Source organism: Propioniferax innocua, from assembly GCF_006716235.1.
GTDB lineage: Bacteria > Actinomycetota > Actinomycetes > Propionibacteriales > Propionibacteriaceae > Propioniferax > Propioniferax innocua.
The window spans coordinates 483,409-506,877 of sequence record NZ_VFOR01000001.1 but is presented as its reverse complement, the minus strand read 5'-3'; the positions used below and the strand labels follow the sequence as shown (position 1 = coordinate 506,877).

The window sequence follows — 23,469 nt, the reverse complement described above, 5'->3', positions numbered from 1 at the left end:
GGGGACGAATCTCCGCGTGTGCGGAGATGGGAGCTTGACCCGGTTTTCCGGACAGGTGTGGTTTGCTCGGGTGTGGGGTCAGGTGTGACGTTTGGGGTCGGTGACTTCGGAGAGCCACTCGTTGTATCGGCGTTCTTCTTCGAGGTCTTCTTCGGTGATGTCGATGAGTGGGTGCGGTTGATCTGCAGGGCCGGGTTTGGCCCACCGTCCGAATATCGAGTTCGGCGGAAGCGAAGATGTCTCCATGTCTTGAGCATCTCAGGGGGGGGGCTGACACTTTTGGTCGGTCCTTCGTGGGGATGCGTCATGGGAACGATCCCATGGGACCAGTGGCGTACTGGTATATGCTGGTTTGTTCCGTGTTGACTCGTGGGGAACAATGGCTTCGTGACGTCGAAGAAGAGTGAACCGGATACCCCTGCATCCGAAGAGAAGCCCAAGATCCCCATGCCCGACGAGGCGCCGTTGACCGATGCCCTCAATGAGGACGGTGTCACGACCAAATCCGAGAAGCGTCCGCGCGTCATGGTGGCCGAGGACGAGGCTTTGATCCGACTCGACCTCATCGAGCTCCTCAAGGAGCAGGGCTATGACGTGGTCGGCGAAGCAGCCGACGGTGAAGCAGCCGTGACCATGGCGCGCGAGCTCGAGCCCGACCTCGTGGTCATGGATGTGAAGATGCCCAAGCAGGACGGCATCGCAGCGGCATCGATCATCGCCGAGGAGCGCATCGCCCCGGTGGTCATGCTCACCGCCTTCTCGCAGCGTGAGCTCGTGGAGCGTGCCCGTGAGGCCGGTGCCATGGCCTACGTGGTCAAGCCGTTCGACGCGTCCGACGTCGTGCCGGCCATCGAGATCGCCATGGCCCGTTACGCCGAGATTCGCGCTGTGGAGGACGAGGTCGAGGACCTCGAGGAGCGACTCGCCTCCCGCAAGGCCGTGGATCAGGCCAAGGGGCTGCTGCAGCAGCAGTACGGCATGAGTGAGGCCGAGGCCTTCCGCTGGATCCAGAAGTCGGCCATGGATATGCGCCGCACCATGCGCGAGGTCGCCGAAGGCGTCATCGATCACGCCAAGAAGGCGAAGAAGGGCTGACGCTCACCCGCGCTTCGGCGCCTCGGCGATCACACACGTCACACGCGCGGTCGCCACACGGTTGTCGGCGTCATCGCTGAGCACGACCTCGTAGGTCGCCAACTGTCGACCGAGCCGAACGGCCGTGGCCACGCCGGTGATCCACCCGCTGGTTCCGGGCCGGTGGTGGGTCGCGTTGATCTCTACCCCCATCGCGACCTTGCCGTGCTCCCGGGCATGTGCGAAGGCGGCGATCGACGCCAGCGATTCGGCCAGGACGCACGTTGCGCCACCGTGCCAGATACCCATCGGTTGGGTGTTGCCCTCCACGGGCATGCGGCCGACCGTTCGTTCGGCGGAGACCTCGATGGCCTCGAAACCCATCTTCTCGTTGAGTCGATCGTGGGGGAAAGCCTCGCCCGAGGCGTACCAGTCAGGAATCATCTGTACAGTCTGGCAGGATCGCGTGGCTTTGGGCAGGGTTCCCAGATCTTTCGGTGCCTCTCGCTACCATCGACGACGTGGTGGACTCAGCAGACGCATCCCAGACCAGCAGGGGCCAGACCAGCAGTGACGCAAAGCCCCGGTTGTTGCTCATCGACGGGCACTCGGTGGCCTACCGCGCGTTCTACGCGTTGCCGGTGGACAACTTCGCCACCGCGACCGGGCAGCACACCAATGCCGTCTTCGGGTTCACCTCGATGCTCATCAATGTGCTCCGCGACGAGCAGCCAACACACCTCGCGGTGGCCTTCGATGTCTCGCGTCAGACCTTCCGTTCCGAGGAGTTCCCCGACTACAAGGCGCAGCGGGAGAAATCTCCCGATGAGTTCCGTGGTCAGGTCGCGCTCATCAAAGAGGTCCTCGACGCTTTGGGCATCGTCCATGTGGAACTCGAGGGTTACGAGGCCGACGACATCATCGCGACGCTGGCCACCTCGGCGTCCAAGGGCTCGGCACCCATGGACGTGTTCATCTGCACCGGCGACCGTGATGCGATGCAGCTCGTCACCGACCATGTGACGGTGCTGTATCCGCGCAAGGGCGTCTCCGATCTGGCGCGCATGACCCCCGAGGCGGTGGAGGAGAAGTACCTCGTCCCGCCCGCGCGATACCCCGAACTCGCGGCTCTGGTGGGGGAGACCTCCGACAACCTGCCGGGCGTTCCGAAGGTGGGGCCCAAGACGGCCGCCAAATGGATCGACCAGTACGACGGGCTCGACGGCATTCTCGCCCACGCCGACTCCATCAAGGGAGTCGCGGGCAACAATCTGCGCGAGAACATCGAGCAGGTCCGCACGAACCGACGCCTCAACGCGCTGGTGCGTGACCTCGACCTGCCGGTGACCCTGGCCGACCTCGAACGACGAGACTGGGACCGCGAAGCCACACACGAACTCTTTGACGCGCTCGAATTCCGCGTCCTGCGCGACCGTCTGATCGAAGCGCTGCCCAATGAGGACGAAGAACCCCAGGGCGGCTTCCAGATCGACGGCACGACGCTGGAGACCGGTCAGGTCGCCGACTGGCTCACCGAAAACGCCACGGCCGATGCCACGGTCGGGCTCACCGTGGCCGGCACCTGGGGTCGCGGAACAGGCGACGCCACCTCGCTCGCCCTGGCCACCGCCGCCGGGGCCGCAGCATGGATCGACCTGACCGATCTGTCACCCGAGGACGACGCCGCCCTGGCCGAATGGTTCGCCGATGAGACACGGGCGAAGGCCCTCCATGACGGCAAGGGGCCGCTCCACGCCCTGCGCGCCCGAGGATGGGATCCGCGCGGCCTGACGTGCGACACCCAGCTCGCCGCCTACATCCTGCGACCGGATCAACGCACCTACGATCTGGCTGATCTGACGATGCGTCACCTCAAGCGGGAACTGCGCCTCAACAACGCCGGTGCCACCGATACCACGCAGGACGCGCTCTTCGCCGACGACGCCGAGCTCGAGCAGGAACGCGAGGACGCCATGATCCGGGCCCGGGCGATCATCGATCTCGCCCTCGCCCTGCAGGACGAACTCACCGATCGCGAACAGCTCGGGCTCCTGACCGATGTCGAACTGCCCCTTCAGCGGACCCTCGCGACGATGGAGGAGACCGGTATCGCCATCGACACCGACAAGCTCGATGAGTTGCGATCCGGCTTCGACGACAAGGTGCAGGCCGCCCAGCAGGCCGCCTACGAGGTGCTCGGGGAGGAGATCAACCTCGGATCGCCCAAGCAGCTCCAACGCGTCCTGTTCGAGAAACTCGAGATGCCCAAGACGCGCCGCACCAAGTCCGGTTACACCACCGACGCCGCAGCGCTCCAGCACCTGTACGCCACCACCGAGCATCCCTTCCTGGCGCATCTGCTGGCCCATCGGGACTCCATCAGGCTCAGGCAGACCGTCGATGGACTCCTCGATGCAGTTTCCGACGACGGCCGCATCCACACCACCTTCGAGCAGACCATTGCCGCGACGGGGCGCCTCTCCAGCACCGATCCGAATCTGCAGAACATCCCCATCCGCACCGCGGAGGGTCGACGTATCCGCGAGGCCTTCGTGGTCGGTGACGGGTTCGAATCGTTGATGACGGCTGACTACTCGCAGATCGAGATGCGCATCATGGCGCACATGTCCGAGGACGACGGGCTGATCGACGCGTTCAACTCGGGCTTCGACTTCCACACCACGATGGCCAGCCACGTGTTCGGCGTCGAACCCGACGCGGTGGACGGGGAACAGCGCGCCAGGATCAAGGCCATGAACTACGGCCTCGCCTACGGGCTCAGCGCCTACGGGCTCTCGCAGCAGCTCGGCATCGAGGTCAGTGAGGCCAAAGCCCTCATGGAGGGGTACTTCGAACGCTTCGGTGGCGTGCGCGACTATCTGCACGGCATCGTGGAGCAGGCGCGCCGGACGCAGTTCACCGCGACCATTCTCGGCCGACGCCGCTACCTTCCCGACCTCACCTCATCGAACCGGCAGCGACGCGAGATGGCTGAACGCATGGCTCTCAATGCACCGATCCAGGGTTCGGCGGCCGACATCATCAAGATCGCGATGCTCGAGGTGGAGAAGGCCCTCGCCGAGGCCGGCCTGACATCCCGCACGATGCTGCAGGTTCACGATGAGCTCGTGCTGGAGGTGGCGCCCGGGGAACGTGAACAACTCGAGCAGATCGTGCGCGACCGTATGGGGCATGCCATGGAGCTCGCTGTCGCCCTCGACGTCAGCGTCGGCGTCGGCCGTTCCTGGCACGACGCCGCTCACTGAGCCTTCTCGCCGGAGGCCGAGAAGGCGTCCGGTCAGTTGTTGGGAGCCTTGCTGTCGGAGACGACGGCAGCGGCTCCCGCTGAGAGCGCGGTCACCGCGAGAACGCTCGGCCACGGACCGACCTTCTTGGCCAGCGGATGCGATGCTCCGAACCCGCCCAGGTAGAGGGCGCTCAGGAGCGCCACATCCTTGACTCCGCCGCGGGCGAGCCACGAGCGTCCGGCGTAGATCCCGGCTGCGCCCAGCAGTACACCGCCGAGCCAGCGGATGCCCGATTCACGGGCGGTGAGATAGCCGCCGATCAGGCCGAGGGCGGCGATCGGGGCGGTCTGGACATCTTCTGCAGGCTTCATGCCATCAGCCTACGAGCCGAGGCGCGCTGGCCGACATCGGCCTCGGCTGGCCTGATCTTCAGAGGGCCTGGTGCGTCAGAACCAAGTGAATCCTGTCGGGGTCCTTGGGCGATGCCAGTGCTGCGGTCCGATGATCCTCGGCGACGTGGAGCGCAACCCGCCCCGGCAGCAGCACCGGTTTGCGGAACCACACCCGCGACGTTCCGATTCCGTCCGCCCCGAGCGCTGCGAGCGTCCGCGAATAGGTCCACATGCCGTGCGCGATGGCGCGTGGGAACCCCATGGCCTTCGCCGTCCACGGATGCAGATGGATGGGGTTGATGTCGCCGGCCACCCCGGCATAGCGACGCCCCAGATCCGCTGGCAGCTTCCACACCGCCGCGGCCGGTCCCGCAGGAACGGCGGGCGGTTCGGGCATTGCGGCCTCGACAGGATCCGGGTCTTCGGCGTCCGACGGGGGAGTGCAGCGGTGCAGATAGGTACTGCGTGATTCCCATGCCAGTTCCCCGGCCACGGTCACCGCAGCCACCAGATCCACCGTCACCCCCTTGGCGTGGGGACGCATCGCCTCGGCCCCGACTTGGAGGGTCAGTTCGTCGTCGACATGGAGCTCACGGTGCACGGTGATCTCGTTGGACACGTGGACCATGCCGAGCATCGGCAGCGGGAAATCCGCTGAGCCCATCAGATGCACCTGTAGTGGAAACCCCAGCAGATGTGGGTACGTGGGCGGCAACGTGTCGTTGACCTTGAACCCGCACAGGCGTTGGTGGTCCATGAGTCGGTCGCGGTCCACCGTGGTGGTCGTCTGCACGAGGGTTCCGGGAATCTCTCCGTCGACGCCGTCGCGTCCGAACGTGAGCAGGGCACGGGCGAACTCGCGCGGCAGGGACGGCGGTTCGGGAAGAACGGTCAGGTCGCCCATGTCAGGCCCCGATGAAGTTCTGGCCGCACACGCGCAGCGTCTGACCCGTGATGGCACCCGACGCCGGTTGCGCGAGCCATGCGATCGCCTCGGCCACGTCCACCGGATCACCGCCCTGCTGCAGGGAGCTGAGGCGACGCGCCACCTCCCTGGTCGCGAACGGCATACGCCCGGTCATCTCGGTCTCGATGAGCCCGGGGGCCACGGCGTTCACGGTGATGCCGCGGTCGGCGGCGATGTCGGCAGTGGTGTCCACGAGCCCGATGACACCGGCCTTGGTGGCGCTGTAGTTGGTCTGGCCCCGGTTACCCGCGAACCCCGACTGCGACGACAGACAGATGACGCGACCATCGGTGCCCAGCCCCTCGTCGCCGAGGAAGACCTCGTTCAGCTGCAGGATGCTCTCGAGGTTGACCGCCATCACCTGATCCCACTTCTCGGCCGACATGTTGACGAACAACTTGTCACGGGTGATCCCGGCGTTGTGCACCACGATGTCGAAACCACCATGACGTTTGTGGCAGTGCTGCAGGATGCGCTCCCCGGCGTCGGGGGCCGTCACATCGAGCGCGAGCGAGGTGCCGCGGGCACGGTTGACGACCTTCGCCAGTGCGTCCTGCGCGGCAGGCACATCGACGCCGACCACTGTTGCGCCATCGCGGGCCAGAACCTCGACGATCGCCGCGCCGATGCCACGCGCGGCGCCGGTCACCACAGCGACCTTGCCGGCCAACGGCTCATCGGCCGAGAGGTTCACTCCGGGCGTGTTCTCGTCCAGACGCACATGCTGTCCATCGACGAACGCGGAGCGTCCCGAGAGGAAGAACTCCACAGCGCTGCGGACCGCCGGACGGTTGTGCTCCACCGGCGCATAGACGAGGTTGGCCGTCGCACCGGAACGCAACTCCTTGGCGAGGGAGCGCACGAAACCGTCGAGGGCCCGCTGCGTGGCGACCTCCGCCGGAGCATCCAGCAGGTCGGGGTCGGTGCCCACCACCACGATCCGAGCATTGCGTCCCAGACGTTTGACGATGTCGGCGCCGTTCTCACGCATGTGTGCGAGATCGCGGGGGGAGCGGGCATCGGACATGTCGAACACGACGCCGCCGTACGTTTCGGCGTCGGTGCTGGTGTCGATGCCGTGGTCGAGCAGAAGCTGCACGATATCGGAGACGTGCTCCCCTTCACCGATCACGGCGACGGGCCCGTCACACAGCGGCCCACCCTTGGTGTGACGCCGCAGCGGCACTGGGGCGGGGAGCCCGAGTTGTTTGGCGAGTGAGCGTCCGAAACCACTGTTGACGAACTGGGTGTAGGTATCTGTCATGTCAGGCCTCCACGATCGCGGCGACACCCTGGCCGCCTGCTGCACAGATCGAGATGAGGGCACGCCTGGTGCCGCCCTCACGCTGCTTGAGTTCATTGAGTTCCTTCGCCGTGGCGGCGAGGATCCGTCCGCCGGTGGCGGCGAACGGATGGCCCGCAGCCAGCGACGAACCGTTCACGTTGATCTTCTCGGGGTCGATGCTGCCGAGCGCACCATCGAGGCCGAGCGTGTCGCGACAGTAGGTGTCGGACTCCCATGCCTTCAGTGTGCAGGCCACCGTCGCGGCGAAGGCCTCATGGATCTCGACGCGGTCGAAATCGTCGAGCCCGAGATCATGGCGTGCCAGGAGCCGCGGTACGGCGTGCGTCGGCGCCATGAGAAGCCCTTCGTCTCCATGCACGAAGTCGACCGCTGCGGTCTCGGCGTCAACGAACCACGCCAGCGGATCGAGGTTGTGCTCCTCCGCCCACTCGGTGGAGGCGAGGAGGACCGTGGACGCGCCGTCGGTCAGCGGGGTCGAGTTTCCGGCGGTCATCGTGGCGGTCTCGGGATCGCCGAAGACGGTGCGCAATCCGGCCAGCTTCTCCGCATTGGAATCCGGACGCAGGTTGTTGTCCTGCGTCAGACCCAGGTAGGGCGTGATGAGGTCGTCGAAGAAGCCACGTTCGTAGGCGGCGGCCAGCTTCTGGTGTGAGGCGGCGGCGATGGCGTCCTGTTCGGCACGGGTGACGTCGAAAGCCAGCGCGGTACGAGCCATGTGCTCGCCCATCGACAGCCCGGTCCGGGGCTCATCGGTGGCCGGGAGGACGGGGGAGATGTGCCCGGGACGCAGGCCGGCGAGAGCCTTGGCGCGTTGCGCCGCGGTCTTGGCTGCGCCGAGATCGAGCAGAACCCGACGCAGCCCCTCGTTGACCGCGATCGGAGCGTCCGAGGTCGTGTCGGAACCACCGGCGACACCGGCGTCGATCTGGCCGAGCGCGATTTTGTTGGCAACCGTCGTCGCAGCCTCCAACCCCGTGCCACAGGCCATCTGGATGTCGATGCCCGGTGTTGCAGGATCCAACGCAGTGGCGAGGACGGATTCACGGGTCAGATTGAAGTCGCGGCTGTGTTTCATGACAGCACCGGCGGTCACCTGTCCGAGACGTTTCCCGGCGAGCCCGAAACGAGCGATGAGGCCGTCGAGGGCGGCGGTGAGCAGGTCCTGGTTGCTTGCACGTCGGTAGGCGGTGTTCGAACGGGCGAATGGGGTTCGGTTGCCGCCCACGATGGCGACCTTGCGTGGCATGTTGGTCATGTTCACTCCCATGGGGTCGTCGAGCGCCGGCTCGAGGCGGGCCCGGCCGGTGGTGGTTCCACCGTGTCTGCTGCCGAGGGTATCTGATACTCACCGTATGCGATACGGCGTGGACCGCGATACAGTGCGAGGCATGTCGAAGCAGGGTGAATGGTCACAGTCGGATGGCTCTGCGCCGACGCCGGACAAGGCCCCGCAGGACGGAAGGGCGCTCCGATGGGCCGATCACAACCGCCAGCGTCGTACCGAACTGGTCGATGCGGCACTGCATGCGATCCGTGGACACGGTCATGGGGTGGGGCTGGAGGCGATCGCCCGTGTGGCGGGCACACGAAAGCCGGCGATCTATCGACACTTCGGAGACCGCGTGGGCCTGTATGCGGCGGTCACCGCGCATGTGTCGATGCGCCTTGAGCGACGCCTGCGCCATGCTGCGGCGCCGGGGGCCGAGCCACGGGACGTGGTCACGTCACTCACCGACGCGTTCTTCTCATTGGCGGAGAAGGATCCGGAGGTCTACCGCTTCGTGGTGAGCCCGCCCCAGGTGTCGAGTTCGGTGGCCGAGCAGCAGGTTCGTGGGATCGCCGAGCGGGTCGCCGAACTGATCGCCGATATCCTCGGGCCCCACTTGGGCGGTGACGACGCGAGGGTGCGGGTGTGGAGCACCGCCATGGTCGGGGCGGTCCAGGTCACCGCCGAGGCGTGGCTCGATGAGCCTCGACGCCGCCCGCGTCACACCGTGGTGCAGGATCTCGTGGCGATCCTGTGGCATGGGTTGGACGGGCTGCCCCGCTGAGGGTCACTCGTAGCGACGCAGCTCGCCTCCGGCGTAGGGGGAGACTTTCACGTATTCACCGGACTGGGGAGCCTCCAGGACCTCACCGTCACCGATGTAGACCTGCACGTGGTCGGGATTCGGATAGACGAGGTCGCCGGGTTGCAGATCCGCCTCGGAGACGGGCGTTCCCTGGTTGATCGTGGTGTGGGTCGACCCGGCGCCGATGTCGATGCCCTTCTGTTGCCACAGGAACTCGCGGGCGAGGCCGGAGCAGTCGAGACCGGTCTTGTTGTAGTCACCTTGTGCATCGGCAGGGCCACCGCCGTCCGAGACGCCCTGCGTCGGTCCGGGTTCTGCGCCATGCCCGCCACCCCAGGCGTAGGGGATGTGGCGGTCCAAGTAGCTCTGGACGAGGCCGTCGACGTCACCGCCCCCGCCCGAAGGGGGAGCGGAGGGAGCAGGTGCCACTCCGGGAGCGGGCGTCGGTGCAGGTGCTCCGCCGGCCGGCGGAGCGGTCGGCGCTTGGCCACCCAGGCGGTCGACGAGTCCGGTTCCCTGCAACAGTTCGCCGAGAAGTCCGTGAACCGGGCCGGAGGAACCGCCGTCGAGGAACTGTGCGGCTGTGGCGATTGCGCCCTGCACATTGCCCGCCGCCAACTCGCGGAAGCCCGGGATCAGCGTCAGTGACTGGCCGCCGGTGGCGGGAGCCGCCGCGATCGCCTGCTGCACCTTGGAGGCGTACTGGACACCTTGGATCACGGCCGTAAGCTTGGCGGCGTGTGAGGCACCGGCTGCACCGAAGAGCCCACCCGCGACGGCGTCCACGCCCTGCACGAGCATGTCGCCGCCCGGAAGCGGGCTGTTCGGGCGGCCGCCGAAAGCGTCGAGGAAGCTGGTGATGCTCTGGCCGATGTTCCCATCGGCGACGGACCGGCTCACGTGGGAGCCGACGTCAAGGGCCTCGGAGATGTGGTCGCCCAACGAGGTCCAGCCGTGCGCCGCGCTGGTCAGTGCGTTCTCGTTGACGTTCGGCGCACCCAGGCCGAACACATCGACGGCTGTGTCCAGGGCACCGCCGATGGGGCCGGACAGAGCGTCCATGCCGCCGCCGTCGAAGAAGTCGTCAGCGGCATTGCTGATGGTGCCGCCGAAATCGTCGATGGCGTCGTCAACCATGCCGCCGATGTTGCCCGCCGCGTCATCGATCATTCCACCGATGTCAAACATGAGTGTCCTCCGAAAGTTGTGTCAGATGTGGTGATTCGAACGCGGTCAGTAGGGCAGGTAGGGGCCACCGCTGTTCACCGAGGCGGGGCCGGGAGTGGCGGAGACCGACCCGTATCGGTCGATCGCGTAGCGGGACGCGGCGATGATGTTGTCGACCGGATTATGGATGTCGGTGTGTCCGGGCATTGCATGGGCATCGAACGTGGGGCCGATGGTCTGCATCAGTCCGATCGAAGGGGTGCCGTTCTGCGCGTTGATATCCCAGTCATTCGCGGCGTTCGGGTCACCGCCGGACTCATGCATCGCGATGATCGCCAGATCGTTGGCGTTGATGAGGGAGGGGTCGATGCCGTCAGCGATCATGATCTGACGTGCTTCGCCGATCCACTGCTTCACTTCCGGGGTGGCCTCATAGGTGATCTCTCCGCCGGGCAGTGAACCGCCGTCCCCACCGGTGGATGCGGGGGCAGATGCAGGGGCCGATTCCGGTGCAGAGTTCGATTCCGGTTCAGGGCTCGATTCCGGCGCAGGGGCTGGCTCGGGAGCGGGCATGGGGGCCGGGCTCGGTGCCGGGGCGAACGGGCCCGAAGACATGATCTGATGAGACATTGCGGCGTTCGTCTCCTCGGTCCGCTGGAATGCTGTGGCGGCGGCACCGAGGGCGCCTGCATGGTCACCCAGCGCACCTTCCAGGGAACGCAGGCACTGGAGGATCCAATCCACAGCGCCGAGGTACATCGGGTTCCCGATCTCGGCGAGTAGCGAGTTGTCGCCGAACATGTCGCCCAGATTGAAGCTGCTGGCGAACTGCTCGACGTGGTTGGTGAGCTCGCCGAGTCCGTCGGAGAGCTCCATCGCGGAGCGGTGAATACCTTCGGGATTGATGGAAAAGTCCATGGCTAGCTCTCCTGGCTCAGGAATTCTTCGGGGCGTGCGATGTACGGGTCTTGGTCTTGTCCACAAGAGCGCGCAGCTGATCCAGGTACTCCTGCATGCCACGCTCGGCCTCTCGGCTGGCCGCGTCGAGCTGGCGCTGCACCTCGGCCATGTCGGTACCCTGCTGTGCCTGGAACGCCTCGATGGTCTTGGCCTCGTAGTCGACCATGGCGGCGTTGACGGCCTCGCACACCAGGTTGCCGATGGCCTCGGCGTCGAGTGTGAGAGCCGAATCGGTGATGACGCAGCTCGTCAGTCGGGCATTGCGCACGGTGACGCGCACATCGCCATGTCCGCTCGACGCATCGACGCTCACGTCCACGCGTTCGAGAGGCTTTCCAGCGGCCTGTGCCGCCGACCCCTCGGGGCGGTCGGAAGGGTCTGTGAGTGTCGCTGCCGAGTCACGCAGGGCTTGGGTCATCCGGTTCTCCACGCTCGTGACATTAGGAGCTCGAGACCGGACGGCTGAAGATGATCGCGCCGGAACTCTCCGGATCGCGGTCGAGTGGCGATCATCGCGGACGTTGACCACGTGGGGTGAAGCGGGTTACGCTGTCCAAGCACTGTGGCCTGCGACTCTCGAAGAGCAGGGTATGCGTGTAGGCGTCGATCTCATCGTGCGGCTTGGCGGTTCAGATTGCCGTGATGTCCACGTTCAGCGACTTTTACTCTGGCTGCGGTGCGTCTAAGTCCAAGTTCACAGTCCCACAATCGGAGCCCTACTACATGACGTCCTCCCTCGAGGCCCCGCAGGTCGCAGTCGACGACCTTGGTTCGCCCGAAGCCTTCATCGAGGCCATCGACCAGACCATCAAGTACTTCAACGACGGCGACCTTGTCAGCGGTGTCGTTGTCAAGGTCGACCGTGACGAGGTACTCCTCGACATCGGTTACAAGACCGAAGGTGTGATCCCGTCCAAGGAACTTTCGATCAAGCATGATGTCGATCCGTTCGACGTCGTCGAGGTCGGTGACGAGATCGAGGCCCTGGTCCAGCAGAAAGAGGACAAGGAAGGGCGTCTGATCCTCTCCAAGAAGCGCGCTCAGTACGAGCGTGCTTGGGGAACCATCGAGCGCGTCAAGGAAGAGGATGGAGTCGTCACCGGTCAGGTGATCGAGGTCGTCAAGGGTGGCCTCATCATCGATATCGGTCTGCGCGGCTTCCTCCCGGCATCGCTCGTCGAGATGCGTCGTGTCCGCGACCTCCAGCCGTATGTCGGCATGGAGCTCGAGGCCAAGATCATCGAGCTCGACAAGAACCGCAACAACGTCGTGCTGTCGCGTCGTGCGTGGTTGGAGCAGACGCAGTCCGAGGTGCGCCACAACTTCCTCACGCAGCTCCAGAAGGGCCAGATCCGCAAGGGCGTCGTGTCGTCGATCGTCAACTTCGGTGCGTTCGTCGATCTCGGCGGCGTCGACGGTCTGGTGCACGTCTCCGAGCTCTCGTGGAAGCACATCGACCACCCCGGCGAGGTCGTCGAGGTTGGTCAGGAGGTCACCGTCGAGGTCCTCGACGTCGACATGGATCGCGAGCGTGTCTCCCTCTCGCTCAAGGCGACTCAGGAAGATCCGTGGCAGGCCTTCGCGCGCCTGCACCAGATCGGCCAGATCGTTCCGGGCAAGGTCACCAAGCTCGTTCCGTTCGGTGCTTTCGTTCGCGTCGAGGAGGGTATCGAAGGTCTGGTGCACGTCTCCGAGCTCGCTGAGCGTCACGTGGAGATCCCCGAGCAGGTCGTCACCGTCAACGACAAGGTCATGGTCAAGATCATCGACATCGACCTCGACCGGCGCCGGATCTCGCTGTCGCTCAAGCAGGCGAACGAGGACGTCGACATGGCTGCGGACGACTTCGATCCCACGCTGTACGGCATGACCGCCTCGTACGACGAAGAAGGCAACTACCTCTACCCCGAGGGCTTCGATCCGGAGACCCAGGAGTGGAAGGAAGGCTACGAGGAGCAGCGCCTGGCTTGGGAACAGCAGTACGCCGAGGCGCATGCCCGCTGGGAAGCGCACAAGAAGCAGGTCGAAGAGACCGAGGCTGCCGACCAGCAGGCTGCCGAAGCGCCCGACACCTCTTACAGCGCCGCACCAGCGGCCGAAGCGGCCGAAACCGGTGTCGGCGAAGGGTCGCTCGCATCCGATGAGGCGCTGCAGGCCCTGCGCGACAAGCTGACCGGCGGCTGATCCTCAGTTCGCTTCGCTCTGGCCCCGATCCCTGTGCGGATCGGGGCCAGAGTCGTCTCCAGGCATTCCTGAGCTCGAGAATTCACCAGAAATTCCCCATCGTGGATCTCGTTGGAGCAACATGCCGCGCCTCCGTGTGGGAAAATCGTGGATCGGCGTCGACGTGTGACGCCGGTGCGTACGAGGAGGGGAGAGGCGATGGACTGTCGCCGTTGCCACACACGTTTGCCGGGTGTGGCGCACTATTGTCATATCTGTGGACAGGACATGCGCTCGGAGGATCAGGCCCGACGCAACCACTTCGCAGTCAACCCCGACGAACCGGTGGCATCGTTCGCCATCGTGTCGACGGTGATGCCTCGTGGTGTCGGTCAGCGTCCCCAGACGTACCGCACGGCCCTGTTGATCGCTCTTGCCGCGGCACTCTTGGCGTCGATCTTCGGTGCATTGCCGATCGCAGTGCTGCTGGCTGCCTTCGCCATCCCCGTGGTGTACATCGTCTATCTCTATGACGTGAACATGTGGAAGGACGCCCCGCTCCCCGTCACCGGAATGGCGTTCGTGCTCACCGCCGCACTGGGAGGCTGTTTCGTGGCCGCCGTGCGGAGCCTGCTGCCGCCGGCGACCAGCTTCAGCGGTGGGATCGACCTCGTCGGGATGGCGGTTGCGATCCTGTTGGTCCCTGTCGTGGGTGAACTCCTGAGACAGATCGGCCCGCTGTTCCTCGTGGGGCGTCCCCGCTTCGACGACCTCATGGATGGCGTCACCTTCGGCATCATCTCCGGTGTCGCCTATGCGGCCGCGGACACGTTGGTGCGGCACTGGCCCTTGCTGACCGGTGGGTTCGTCGAGAACGGTGACGTGGGGCTGTGGATCTTCTTGGTCATCCTCGAGGGATTCGTGAAGCCTCTGCTCATCGGAACAGCGACCGGTATCGCGTGTGCGGAGTTCGCAGGGCTGGGGCAGGGTTATGACGGTTTCTCCCTTCGCTGGGCCCGAGGCCTTGGTGAGGCCATCCTCGCGAACGTGTTGTACAACCTTGGAATCGTTCTCTCGGCCGCCTTCATCTCCGACCGCGCGGTTACACTGGCGATCCAGTTGATCGTGGGGCTGGTGGTCCTGGGAATCCTCGTGCTTCGTATGCGGGGCATCCTGCACGTGGGCCTCATGGAAGCGGCGCTCGAAGCGTCGGCCCGTGAAGGCGTGGGGGTCGCCAGTGGCGTCGGGGATCAGGGCGAACTCGGCTTCTGCCCCCGGTGCGAGATGCCGCTGCTGGAGCAGTCGACGTTCTGTTCCGCGTGCGGAACGGCCGTACATGAGGCCGGGCGTCGGGTCAGCCGCCCAGTTGTCACGACTGCATCGCGGGCTGCAGATGAGGGGACGGAAGCATGAGCAACTGGAATCAGGGCCAGAGCTGGGGGCAGCAGGGAGGCCAGAATCCGGGTGGCTGGCAGTATCAGCAGCAGCCGGGGCAGTTCCAGCAGCAGCCGGGGCAGTTCCAGCAGCAGCCGGGGCAGTTCCAGCAGCAGCCGGGGCAGTTCCAGCAGCAGCCGGGGCAGTTCCAGCAGCAGCCGGGGCAGTTCCAGCAGCAGCCGGGGCAGTATCAGCAGTGGCCGGGAGGTTCCGGTGGGCAGATCCCATCGGCCAAGGGCGGTCTCTCCTCGGGCATGATCCTCGGAATCGTGGGTGGCTTTGTGGTCCTGGTGGTCACCATCGGGCTGGTGCTCATGCTGGTGACCGGAAAAGAGTCGCCCACGCCACCGCCACCGGTCGACCCACCCAGCCCGGTGCCGACGGAACCCGCGGACCCCAACGATGAACCCAGCCCCAACGATGAACCCAGCCCCAATGACGAACCCAACCCCGGTGACGCGGGTGAGGTCTCTGTCGGCGGCGTGTCGTTCGACCCGGCTCCCGGCTGGGAGGTGAAGACGAACGACGGCACGGTGGTGATGCTGATGGACCCTTCGGTCCCAGCCGTGCAGCACGTGGCTGTGGCCGTCGATGGCCGCTCGCCAGAGAACCTTCTTCGCAGTGAGATGGACAACTATCTGGACAACGCCACGAATGTGCAGACCGGCGAAGTCACCACTGAGACCCAGGGGACACAAGAGCTTGCCGCCATGTCCGGATTCGGAACAGTGTCGACCGGTGATGGAACGGTCGATGTCGAGGTTCTCGGCGTGGTCGTCCAAGCAGAAGGTGGGAAGACACTCATCACCTTCATCGAGGCGGAGGAAGGGAACCTGAAGTCCGTTCTTGATTCCGGTGACCCCGATCATGTGCTGAACCAGATCTATCCCCAACTCTGACGCACTCCCGCGTGGCGTGGGCCAACCGATCGACGGCCCACGCCACGCGTGTTCGTGGAGTCCAGTGGCTGCCCCGGCGTAGGCTCGTGTCCATGCGTCCGGTGGAAGAGGTTCAGCGACGGTTGGCTCCGTTCGAGGTGCACAGCGATTTCGATCCGTCGGGTGACCAGCCCAAGGCGATCGCCGAGCTGGAGCGACGGATCAACGCCGGGGAGCAGAACGTGGTGCTTCTGGGTGCCACGGGCACTGGCAAGACGGCCACCGTTGCCTGGCTGGCCGAGCGGCTGCAGCGTCCGATGATGGTGATGCAACCGAACAAGACGTTGGCGGCGCAGTTCGCCAACGAGTTGCGGGGCTTCTTCCCCGAGAATGCGGTCGAGTACTTCGTGTCGTACTACGACTACTACCAACCTGAGGCCTACGTGCCGCAGACCGATACCTACATCGAAAAGGACTCCTCGCTCAACGAGGAGGTCGAACGGATGCGGCACCGTGCCACCTACTCGCTGTTGACACGGCGTGACGTGATCGTCGTCGGCACCGTCTCGGCCATCTATGGTCTCGGAACCCCCACCGAGTGGGTTGACCAGATGATCCGGCTGAAGGTCGGACAGGAATGGGACCGCGATGACCTGCTGCGCCGCCTTGTCGATATCCAGTACTCACGCAATGACATCGCCGGTGAACGTGGCACATTCCGCGTCCGGGGAGACACTTTGGAAGTCTTCCCGATGTACGAGGAGCTCGCGTGGCGCGTCGAGTTCTTCGGCGACGAGATCGATGCGCTCACCACCTTGCAGCCGCTCACCGGTGAGGTCGTCAGCGAGGATCAGGAGATGTACATCTTCCCAGCGTCCCACTATGCCGCTGGCTCTGAGCGGATGGAACGTGCGATGCAGGGAATCGAAGAGGAGCTCGGTGAACGCCTCACCGAGCTCGAGGAACAGAACAAACTGTTGGAGGCCCAGCGGCTCCGCATGCGGACCACGTACGACCTCGAGATGATGCGACAGATCGGCTCATGCTCCGGCATCGAGAACTACTCGCGCCATATCGATGGTCGCGGCCCCGGAACTCCGCCGAACTGCTTGCTCGACTACTTCCCGGAAGACTTCGTGCTCGTCCTCGACGAATCCCACGTGTCGGTGCCGCAGATCGGCGCGATGTACGAAGGCGACATGTCACGTAAACGGACGCTCGTGGAACATGGCTTCCGGCTGCCCAGCGCCATGGACAACCGGCCGTTGAAGTTCGACGAATTCGTCGAGCGCATCGGCCAGACCGTCTATTTGTCGGCCACCCCCGGCACCTATGAGATGGAACGCAGCAACGGATACGTGGAGCAGATCATCCGGCCGACCGGACTCGTCGACCCAGAGGTGGTCATCAAACCCACGAAGGGGCAGATCGATGATCTGCTCGCCGAGATCGGGAAACGCGCCGACAAGGGTGAGCGCGTCCTGGTGACGACCCTGACCAAGAAGATGGCCGAGGACCTCACCGATTACCTGATGGAGAACGGCGTCCGCACGCGGTATCTGCACTCGGAAGTGGACACGTTGAAGCGCGTCGAACTGCTGCGCGACCTTCGGATGGGCGAGTACGACGTGCTCGTCGGTATCAATCTGCTGCGTGAGGGTCTGGACCTTCCCGAGGTCTCGCTGGTGGCCATCCTCGATGCCGACAAGGAAGGTTTCCTGCGCTCGGAGCGCTCCCTCATCCAGACGATCGGCCGTGCCGCGCGAAACGTGGACGGGCAGGTGCACATGTACGCCGACACCATCACCCCCAGCATGAAGTCGGCCATCGATGAGACCAATCGTCGACGCGAGGTGCAGATCGCCTACAACACCGAACACGGCATCGATCCCCAGCCCCTGCGCAAGAAGATCTCCGACATCACCGCGATGCTTGACCGTGAGGAGGCCGACACGGCATCGCTCATGGCTGACAGCCGGATGAGCGGCAAGGTTCCCGACGCCAGACGTGAACGCCGAGATACTGCGGCCATGCCCACCGAGGATCTGGCCGCTCTGGTGAAGGACCTCACCGAACAGATGCGGGCCGCTGCAGGAGAGCTGAATTTCGAGCTCGCCGCTCGCCTCCGTGACGAGGTGGCCGACCTGAAGAAGGAGCTGCGTCAGATGGTGGAGGCCACCAAGTGACATCGGGCGACGCGTCCCGCGTCCACCAACCATCCCTGGTGAAGGTGGGAGGTTGGCCCTTCCTCATCACCGGCGCGATCGGGCGGATACCGGCTGCAACTCTCCAGCTGGGCCTGTTGATGTATGTGACCAGTTCGGGGCTGGGTTTCGGGCTCGGCGGTCTCACCGTGGCTGCGAACGGGTTGGGTATTGCGGCCGGGGCACCGATCGTCGGGCGAGCTGCAGACCGGTTCGGCCCAGCTCCCGTGGTGTTGGCAGCCATCATCGGCCAGACTTTGGGGCTGCTCATGTTGATCGCTGTGGTGGCCATGACGCCGCTGCCTGCCTTGGTGCTGCTGTGCTCCTTCGTGGTCGGTGCGGCCAATCCACAGGTGGGCCCGATCTCGCGAGCGCACTGGTCGCTGTTGGCACGCAAACGTGAGGAACCGTCGCTCATCCGGGTCGCGCTCGGATATGAAGGTGCCTGTGATGAGGTCTCGTTCGTCGTGGGGCCGGTGTTGGCGAGCCTCCTGGTCGGACTGCTCGGGCCCGACCCGGCGCTCTGGGTGTTGCTGTGCTTCACATGGGTGGGCGAGGGGATCTTCTGGATCTTTCTCGCCACCCGATCACCACAACCCACCGCGTCGCAGTCGGCGGGTTCCGAACAGGACGGAACCTCGGTACGGGTGCCGCTTCCGCTGGGCCGCATGGTGTGGCCCCTGCTGGGCTGCATGGCCGTCGGGATGATCTTCGGATCCACTCAGACCACACTCACTGCGGTCAGCGACGCAGCGGGGCGTCCTGAACTCAGCGGCCTCATCTATGGCTGCGTCGGTATCGGCAGTGCCTGTATGAGCATTCTGGTGGTGCGGCTCCCGGCGTCACGATCGATGAAGATCATCTGTGGTGGAGCCCTGATGATCGTGGGGGAGACGATGATCCAGTTCGTGCAGTCCCCAGGGATTCAGGCGGCCGTGGCGCTGGGGATCGGGATCGGCGTCGGCGCAGTACTGGTGAGTTCTTTCGGTGGGATCGAACAGGTCGCGCCCCAGGCCCGCGTCAACCAAGCGATGACCATGGCCATGACTGCTCTCACCCTCGGGATATCACTGGGCGCAGCCGTGAGTGGCATGTTGGTGTCAGAACCGACCCGTGGTTTCTGGCCCGGGGTCGCTGCCGGCGCCCTGGCGGTGACCGCCGGGTGCGTCATCGGCGCCCAGAGCCCCACGCGGCCACGCCGGATCTGATCACCAGCCCGCTCGGATCACCAACCGCGTTCGCGCCACTCGCCGAGATGCGGGCGCTCCGCCCCGAGCGTCGTGCGGTCGCCGTGACCGGGGAGCACCACGGTGTCGTCCCCGAACACTCCGAAGATCCGGGTCTCCAGATCATCCATGAGGCTGGTGAAGTCACCGGGGGTGTTGGTTTTTCCGGGGCCACCGGGAAACAACGAGTCGCCACTGAACAGATACACGGGGTTGCCCTCGGTGCGCAGCGCGAGGGCGATCGCTCCGGGGGTGTGGCCCACCAGGCCGATGACCTCGAGCTCGATCGAGCCCTGCCTGATCGTGTCACCGGTCCAGACACTCTCGGAGGTGGTGCCGGTGGCGGCGTCGATGGCGTCCTTGTCCGGCCTGCCGCAGATGAGCCGTGCACCGGTGGCAGCGGCCACCTCGGCGAGGGCCCCGATGTGGTCCGGGTGGCGATGGGTGGTGATGACCGTCTGCAACGGCTCGTCGCCGATGACTTCGAGAAGTCTCTCTGGCTCATTGGCGGCATCGATGAGCACACGATCGGCTCCGCGTTCCAGGAGGTAGACGTTGTTCATCATCTGGCTGACGACGGTCGTGGTCAGGGTGATGTCGGCGATCTGTTCGGTGGTCATGGATCCTCCTCGCAGCGGATGTGCTCCTTCGACCAAATATTCTGGCAGTCAGGCATTTGGACGCTCAGGCGTCCCGGCAGTCAGGCACTCCGGCTCGCGCAGACCATGCACGTCTGCGGGGCACGAAGAAAGACCCGCACTCGGGTCCGGCGATGAATCTCCCAAAGGGACGCGATTAGGGTTGAGAAGTCCGTCGGCCACGCCGGGCTCGCAAACCAGTTCGAATCCTTTAGGGTGGTGTGCGTGAACAACGCGGAATCTCCAGCACGTGTCGGACATGATCGCCTCGTCGTCCAGGGCGCACGGGAGCACAACCTGAAGAATGTCTCGATCGAACTGCCCCGCGACTCGCTGGTCGTGTTCACCGGCCTGTCCGGTTCGGGCAAGTCCTCGTTGGCCTTCGACACGATCTTCGCCGAGGGGCAGCGGCGTTACGTCGAATCCCTCTCGGCCTATGCACGCCAGTTCCTCGGTCAGATGGACAAGCCGCACGTCGATTTCATCGAGGGCCTGTCACCGGCGGTGTCGATCGACCAGAAGTCGACGAGCCGGAACCCCCGCTCGACGGTCGGCACGATCACCGAGGTGCACGACTATCTGCGTCTGCTCTACGCACGTGCCGGTCGGCCCCACTGTCCACAGTGCGGTGAGCCGATCAGCCGTCAGACGCCGCAGCAGATCGTGGATCAGCTCATGGCGATGGATGAAGGGACACGGTTCCAGGTGCTGGCACCGGTGGTCCGTGGACGCAAAGGCGAGCACGCCGACCTGTTCCGCTCCTTGGCAACTGACGGTTTCGCCCGCGTGCGTGTGGACGGGCAGGTGCACCAACTCACAGATCCGCCGAAACTCAACAAGCAGCAGAAGCACACGATCGAGGTGGTCGTCGACCGGCTCGCGGTGAAACCCTCGGCGATGCGTCGCATCACCGATTCGGTGGAGACCGCGCTGCGTCTGGCCGATGGCATCGTGATCGCAGATTTCGTCGATATCGATGCCGAGGACCGTGCGCGGGAACGCCGGTTCTCCGAGAAGATGGCCTGCCCCAATGAGCATGACATCGCGATGGACGACCTCGAACCACGTCAGTTCTCCTTCAACGCTCCCTACGGCGCGTGCCCCGAATGTTCGGGGTTGGGGACGCGGTTGGAGGTCGACCCCGATCTGGTCATCCCCGACCCTTCGAAGTCGTTGTCGGAAGGCGTGATCGCCCCGTGGGGCGGTGTGCATGTGCAGGACTATTTCCGCAAGGTCGTCAATGCGTTGTCGAAGAAGGAGAACTTCTCGACGGACACCCCATGGGAGGCCCTGCCGGAGCACGTGCGCGAGATGATCCTGCACGGCTTGGGGGAGCCGGTCGTGGTGCGTTATCGGAACCGTTTCGGGCGTGAGCGCTCCTATTCGGCGAACTTCGAAGGCGTGATCCCGTGGGTGCTTCGTCGGCACAGTGAGGCCGAATCGGATCATGCCCGTGAGCGTTTCGCCGGTTATCTGCGGGAAGCTCCTTGCACGGCCTGCGATGGCGACCGTCTCAAGCCGGCATCCCTCGCGGTCACCGTGGGTGGGAAGAACATCGCCGAGATTTCGAACCTGTCCATCGAGGACTGCGCAGCGTTTCTGGGGGATCTTGAGCTGACTGGCCGGGAGAAGCAGATCGCCGATCAGGTGCTGCGTGAGATCAACGTTCGCCTGGAATTCCTGCTGGACGTCGGACTCGACTATCTGACGCTCTCCCGGGCCGCCGGGTCGTTGTCCGGCGGTGAGGCGCAGCGAATCCGGCTCGCGACGCAGATCGGTTCGGGCCTGGTGGGTGTGCTGTATGTGCTCGATGAACCGTCCATCGGTCTGCATCAGCGGGACAATCACCGCCTGATCGAGACGCTCAAGCGTCTGCGTGATCTCGGCAACACGCTGATCGTGGTCGAGCATGACGAGGACACGATCCGGGCGGCCGACTGGATCGTCGACATCGGCTCCGGCGCCGGTGAGCACGGTGGGCACGTGGTCGTGTCCGGGCCGGTGAACGAACTCGAGGCCAATGCGGATTCGATCACGGGCGATTATCTGGCGGGCCGGCGCTCGATCACCCTGCCGTCACATCGCCGCCCGCGCACACCGGGCCGTGAAGTGACCGTCCATGACGCCTATGAGAACAACCTCAAGCATGTGGATGTCACCTTCCCATTGGGGCAGCTGGTTGCGGTGACCGGTGTGTCCGGCTCGGGCAAGTCGACGCTGGTGAACCAGATCCTCTACACCGCACTGTCGAAGCACATCTACGGCTCGAAGAGCGTTCCCGGGCACCACCGTTCACTCAGCGGAGCCGACAACGTTGACAAGATCATCCACGTCGACCAGTCGCCCATCGGCCGCACACCCCGCTCCAACCCCGCCACGTACACCGGTGTGTTCGATCGCATCCGCAAGCTTTTCGCGGAGACCCCCGAGGCCAAGGTCCGGGGCTATCAGCAGGGGCGGTTCTCGTTCAACATCAAGGGCGGACGCTGCGAGAACTGCATGGGGGACGGCACGATCCGCATCGAGATGAACTTCCTGCCCGATGTGTACGTGCCGTGCGAGGTCTGTGACGGGGCTCGCTACAACCGCGAGACCCTTGAGGTGCGGTACAAGGGCAAGACCATCGCCGAGGTGCTCGACATGCCGATCTCCGAGGCCGTCGACTTCTTCGAGGCCCACCAGGCGATCTCCCGCTATCTGAAGACTCTGGCGGAGGTCGGCCTCGGATACGTGCGGCTCGGTCAGCCGGCTCCGACGCTATCGGGCGGTGAGGCCCAGCGCGTGAAACTCGCCACCGAACTCCAACGCCGTTCCACTGGGCGGACCCTGTATGTGCTGGACGAGCCCACCACCGGTCTGCATTTCGAAGACATCCGCAAGCTCATGCTCGTGCTGGGGCGCCTCGTCGATCAGGGCAACTCGGTGATCGTCATCGAACACAACCTCGATGTGATCAAGATGGCCGACCACGTGATCGACATGGGGCCCGGAGGTGGTGTCCACGGCGGCGAGGTGGTCGCGCAGGGGACCCCCGAGGAGGTCGCAGCGGTGCCGGAATCGTTCACGGGTCAGTTTCTGGCCGACGTGCTCCGGGGCAGCAACGTTCCGGTGGGGGACGCCGCCCTCGTCGATGCGCCCAAGCCTGCGCAACGGGGCACGAAGAAGAGCACCGCCAAGAAGACGGCGACGAAGAAGAGTACCGCCAAGAAGACGGCGACGAAGAAGAGCGCCGCCAAGAAGACGGCGGTCAGGAAGACGACGTGATCCTGCGCTTCCTCAGGCGGTGAGTTGGAGTTCGTCGCCGTCCTCGGTGACCGTGGCAGGAGTGAGTCCGGTGGTCGCCGGCCCCTGCGTCATGGAGCCATCGGCGACGGCGAACTGTGACCCATGGCAGGCACACTGGATCGTGTCGCCGACCACGTCGGTCACGTTGCAGCCCTGGTGGGGGCAGGCCGCGCTGTAGGCGGCGAACTCGCCCTTCTCGGGCTGTGTCACCACGAACTCGCCCACGATGACCCCACTGCCCTCGGGGACCGCCGATTTGGCGATGGTGGCCTGGGCATTGGGATCGGGCAGCCGTGGGTTGTGTTCATCGGGGCCGGAGCAGGCCGTGACGCCGACACCGGCTGCGGCCACGCCAGCGGCTCCAGCGCCGCGTAGGACGGTTCTGCGGCTCAGTGCACGTGCGAGGGCCTGACGATGTGATGGCTTCATGATGCTCCATTCCATGGCGGTGACGC

At 65.1% G+C, this 23,469-nt stretch carries 20 protein-coding genes; 9 read left to right on the top strand and 11 right to left on the bottom strand.

The window, feature by feature from the left end:
• Positions 1-78 precede the first annotated feature (78 nt).
• A complete protein-coding gene (locus tag FB460_RS12995) occupies positions 79-246 on the bottom strand; it encodes a hypothetical protein (protein WP_170209918.1) in 168 nt (55 codons plus the stop codon).
• A gap of 279 nt (positions 247-525) precedes the next feature.
• Here FB460_RS12995 and FB460_RS02300 point away from each other — a divergent pair, with 279 nt between their 5' ends.
• On the top strand, positions 526-1,095 hold the full coding sequence (locus FB460_RS02300) for an ANTAR domain-containing response regulator (protein WP_246044279.1): 570 nt from the start codon (positions 526-528) through the stop codon (positions 1,093-1,095).
• 3 nt (positions 1,096-1,098) lie between these two features.
• Here the strand turns inward: FB460_RS02300 and FB460_RS02295 are convergent, their stop codons facing one another.
• Positions 1,099-1,518, bottom strand: a complete 420-nt coding sequence (locus FB460_RS02295; protein ID WP_142092495.1) for a PaaI family thioesterase — start codon at positions 1,516-1,518, stop codon at positions 1,099-1,101.
• Between the two features lie 80 nt (positions 1,519-1,598).
• Between FB460_RS02295 and polA the strand changes: the two genes are divergently transcribed.
• Positions 1,599-4,340, top strand: a complete 2,742-nt coding sequence (polA, locus tag FB460_RS02290) for a DNA polymerase I (RefSeq protein WP_211345871.1) — start codon at positions 1,599-1,601, stop codon at positions 4,338-4,340.
• A gap of 32 nt (positions 4,341-4,372) precedes the next feature.
• Here the strand turns inward: polA and FB460_RS02285 are convergent, their stop codons facing one another.
• The 4 genes from FB460_RS02285 to FB460_RS02270 are packed head-to-tail and all read right to left on the bottom strand — an operon-like array spanning position 4,373 to position 8,242.
• Positions 4,373-4,693 carry a hypothetical protein gene (locus FB460_RS02285; RefSeq protein ID WP_142092493.1) on the bottom strand — a complete coding sequence of 107 codons (321 nt, stop codon included), beginning with the start codon at positions 4,691-4,693 and terminating at the stop codon, positions 4,373-4,375.
• A 58-nt stretch (positions 4,694-4,751) separates the two neighbouring features.
• Entirely contained in the window at positions 4,752-5,618 is an 867-nt protein-coding gene (locus tag FB460_RS02280) for a MaoC/PaaZ C-terminal domain-containing protein (RefSeq protein WP_142092492.1), read from the bottom strand.
• Position 5,619: 1 nt separating this feature from the next.
• On the bottom strand, positions 5,620-6,945 hold the full coding sequence (locus tag FB460_RS02275) for a 3-oxoacyl-ACP reductase (RefSeq protein WP_142092491.1): 1,326 nt from the start codon (positions 6,943-6,945) through the stop codon (positions 5,620-5,622).
• Position 6,946: 1 nt separating this feature from the next.
• Positions 6,947-8,242: an acetyl-CoA C-acetyltransferase gene (locus tag FB460_RS02270; RefSeq protein ID WP_211345794.1), complete on the bottom strand. Its 1,296-nt coding sequence runs from the start codon at positions 8,240-8,242 to the stop codon at positions 6,947-6,949.
• Positions 8,243-8,375: 133 nt separating this feature from the next.
• Here FB460_RS02270 and FB460_RS02265 point away from each other — a divergent pair, with 133 nt between their 5' ends.
• On the top strand, positions 8,376-9,038 hold the full coding sequence (locus tag FB460_RS02265) for a TetR/AcrR family transcriptional regulator (RefSeq protein ID WP_170209917.1): 663 nt from the start codon (positions 8,376-8,378) through the stop codon (positions 9,036-9,038).
• 3 nt (positions 9,039-9,041) lie between these two features.
• Here FB460_RS02265 and FB460_RS02260 read toward each other — a convergent pair whose 3' ends face one another.
• Genes FB460_RS02260 through FB460_RS02250 form a run of 3 tightly spaced genes read right to left on the bottom strand, consistent with a single transcriptional unit; the run spans position 9,042 to position 11,604 of the window.
• Complete coding sequence (locus tag FB460_RS02260; protein WP_142092489.1) at positions 9,042-10,247, bottom strand: C40 family peptidase; 1,206 nt, start codon at positions 10,245-10,247, stop codon at positions 9,042-9,044.
• Positions 10,248-10,292: 45 nt separating this feature from the next.
• Positions 10,293-11,144, bottom strand: coding sequence for a transglycosylase SLT domain-containing protein (locus FB460_RS13130; protein WP_211345793.1), 852 nt, complete (start codon positions 11,142-11,144; stop codon positions 10,293-10,295).
• A gap of 16 nt (positions 11,145-11,160) precedes the next feature.
• Complete coding sequence (locus tag FB460_RS02250) at positions 11,161-11,604, bottom strand: YbaB/EbfC family nucleoid-associated protein (RefSeq protein ID WP_142092488.1); 444 nt, start codon at positions 11,602-11,604, stop codon at positions 11,161-11,163.
• Positions 11,605-11,909: 305 nt separating this feature from the next.
• On the opposite strand from FB460_RS02250, the gene rpsA reads away from it, so the two are divergent.
• The 5 genes from rpsA to FB460_RS02220 all read left to right on the top strand — a co-directional run bounded on the left by rpsA (position 11,910) and on the right by FB460_RS02220 (position 19,073).
• A complete protein-coding gene (gene rpsA, locus FB460_RS02245; RefSeq protein ID WP_142092487.1) occupies positions 11,910-13,370 on the top strand; it encodes a 30S ribosomal protein S1 in 1,461 nt (486 codons plus the stop codon).
• A gap of 267 nt (positions 13,371-13,637) precedes the next feature.
• Positions 13,638-14,762, top strand: coding sequence for a PrsW family intramembrane metalloprotease (locus FB460_RS02240; protein WP_142092486.1), 1,125 nt, complete (start codon positions 13,638-13,640; stop codon positions 14,760-14,762).
• Positions 14,759-15,682, top strand: a complete 924-nt coding sequence (locus FB460_RS13125; protein WP_211345792.1) for a hypothetical protein — start codon at positions 14,759-14,761, stop codon at positions 15,680-15,682. Before FB460_RS02240 ends, FB460_RS13125 begins: the two co-directional genes overlap by 4 nt.
• A gap of 92 nt (positions 15,683-15,774) precedes the next feature.
• Positions 15,775-17,847, top strand: coding sequence for an excinuclease ABC subunit UvrB (gene uvrB, locus FB460_RS02225; RefSeq protein WP_142092484.1), 2,073 nt, complete (start codon positions 15,775-15,777; stop codon positions 17,845-17,847).
• Positions 17,844-19,073 (top strand): MFS transporter, encoded by a 1,230-nt coding sequence (locus tag FB460_RS02220; RefSeq protein ID WP_142092483.1) that lies wholly within the window; start codon positions 17,844-17,846, stop codon positions 19,071-19,073. Before uvrB ends, FB460_RS02220 begins: the two co-directional genes overlap by 4 nt.
• Positions 19,074-19,090: 17 nt before the next feature.
• On the opposite strand, the gene FB460_RS02215 is transcribed toward FB460_RS02220, so the two are convergent.
• The gene (locus FB460_RS02215) at positions 19,091-19,711 is read right to left on the bottom strand and encodes an MBL fold metallo-hydrolase (protein ID WP_142092482.1); all 621 of its coding nucleotides are present in this window, start codon (positions 19,709-19,711) and stop codon (positions 19,091-19,093) included.
• A 243-nt stretch (positions 19,712-19,954) separates the two neighbouring features.
• Between FB460_RS02215 and uvrA the strand changes: the two genes are divergently transcribed.
• On the top strand, positions 19,955-22,993 hold the full coding sequence (gene uvrA, locus FB460_RS02210) for an excinuclease ABC subunit UvrA (RefSeq protein WP_142092481.1): 3,039 nt from the start codon (positions 19,955-19,957) through the stop codon (positions 22,991-22,993).
• 12 nt (positions 22,994-23,005) lie between these two features.
• Here uvrA and FB460_RS02205 read toward each other — a convergent pair whose 3' ends face one another.
• Complete coding sequence (locus FB460_RS02205) at positions 23,006-23,443, bottom strand: Rieske (2Fe-2S) protein (RefSeq protein ID WP_142092480.1); 438 nt, start codon at positions 23,441-23,443, stop codon at positions 23,006-23,008.
• Positions 23,444-23,469 lie beyond the last annotated feature (26 nt).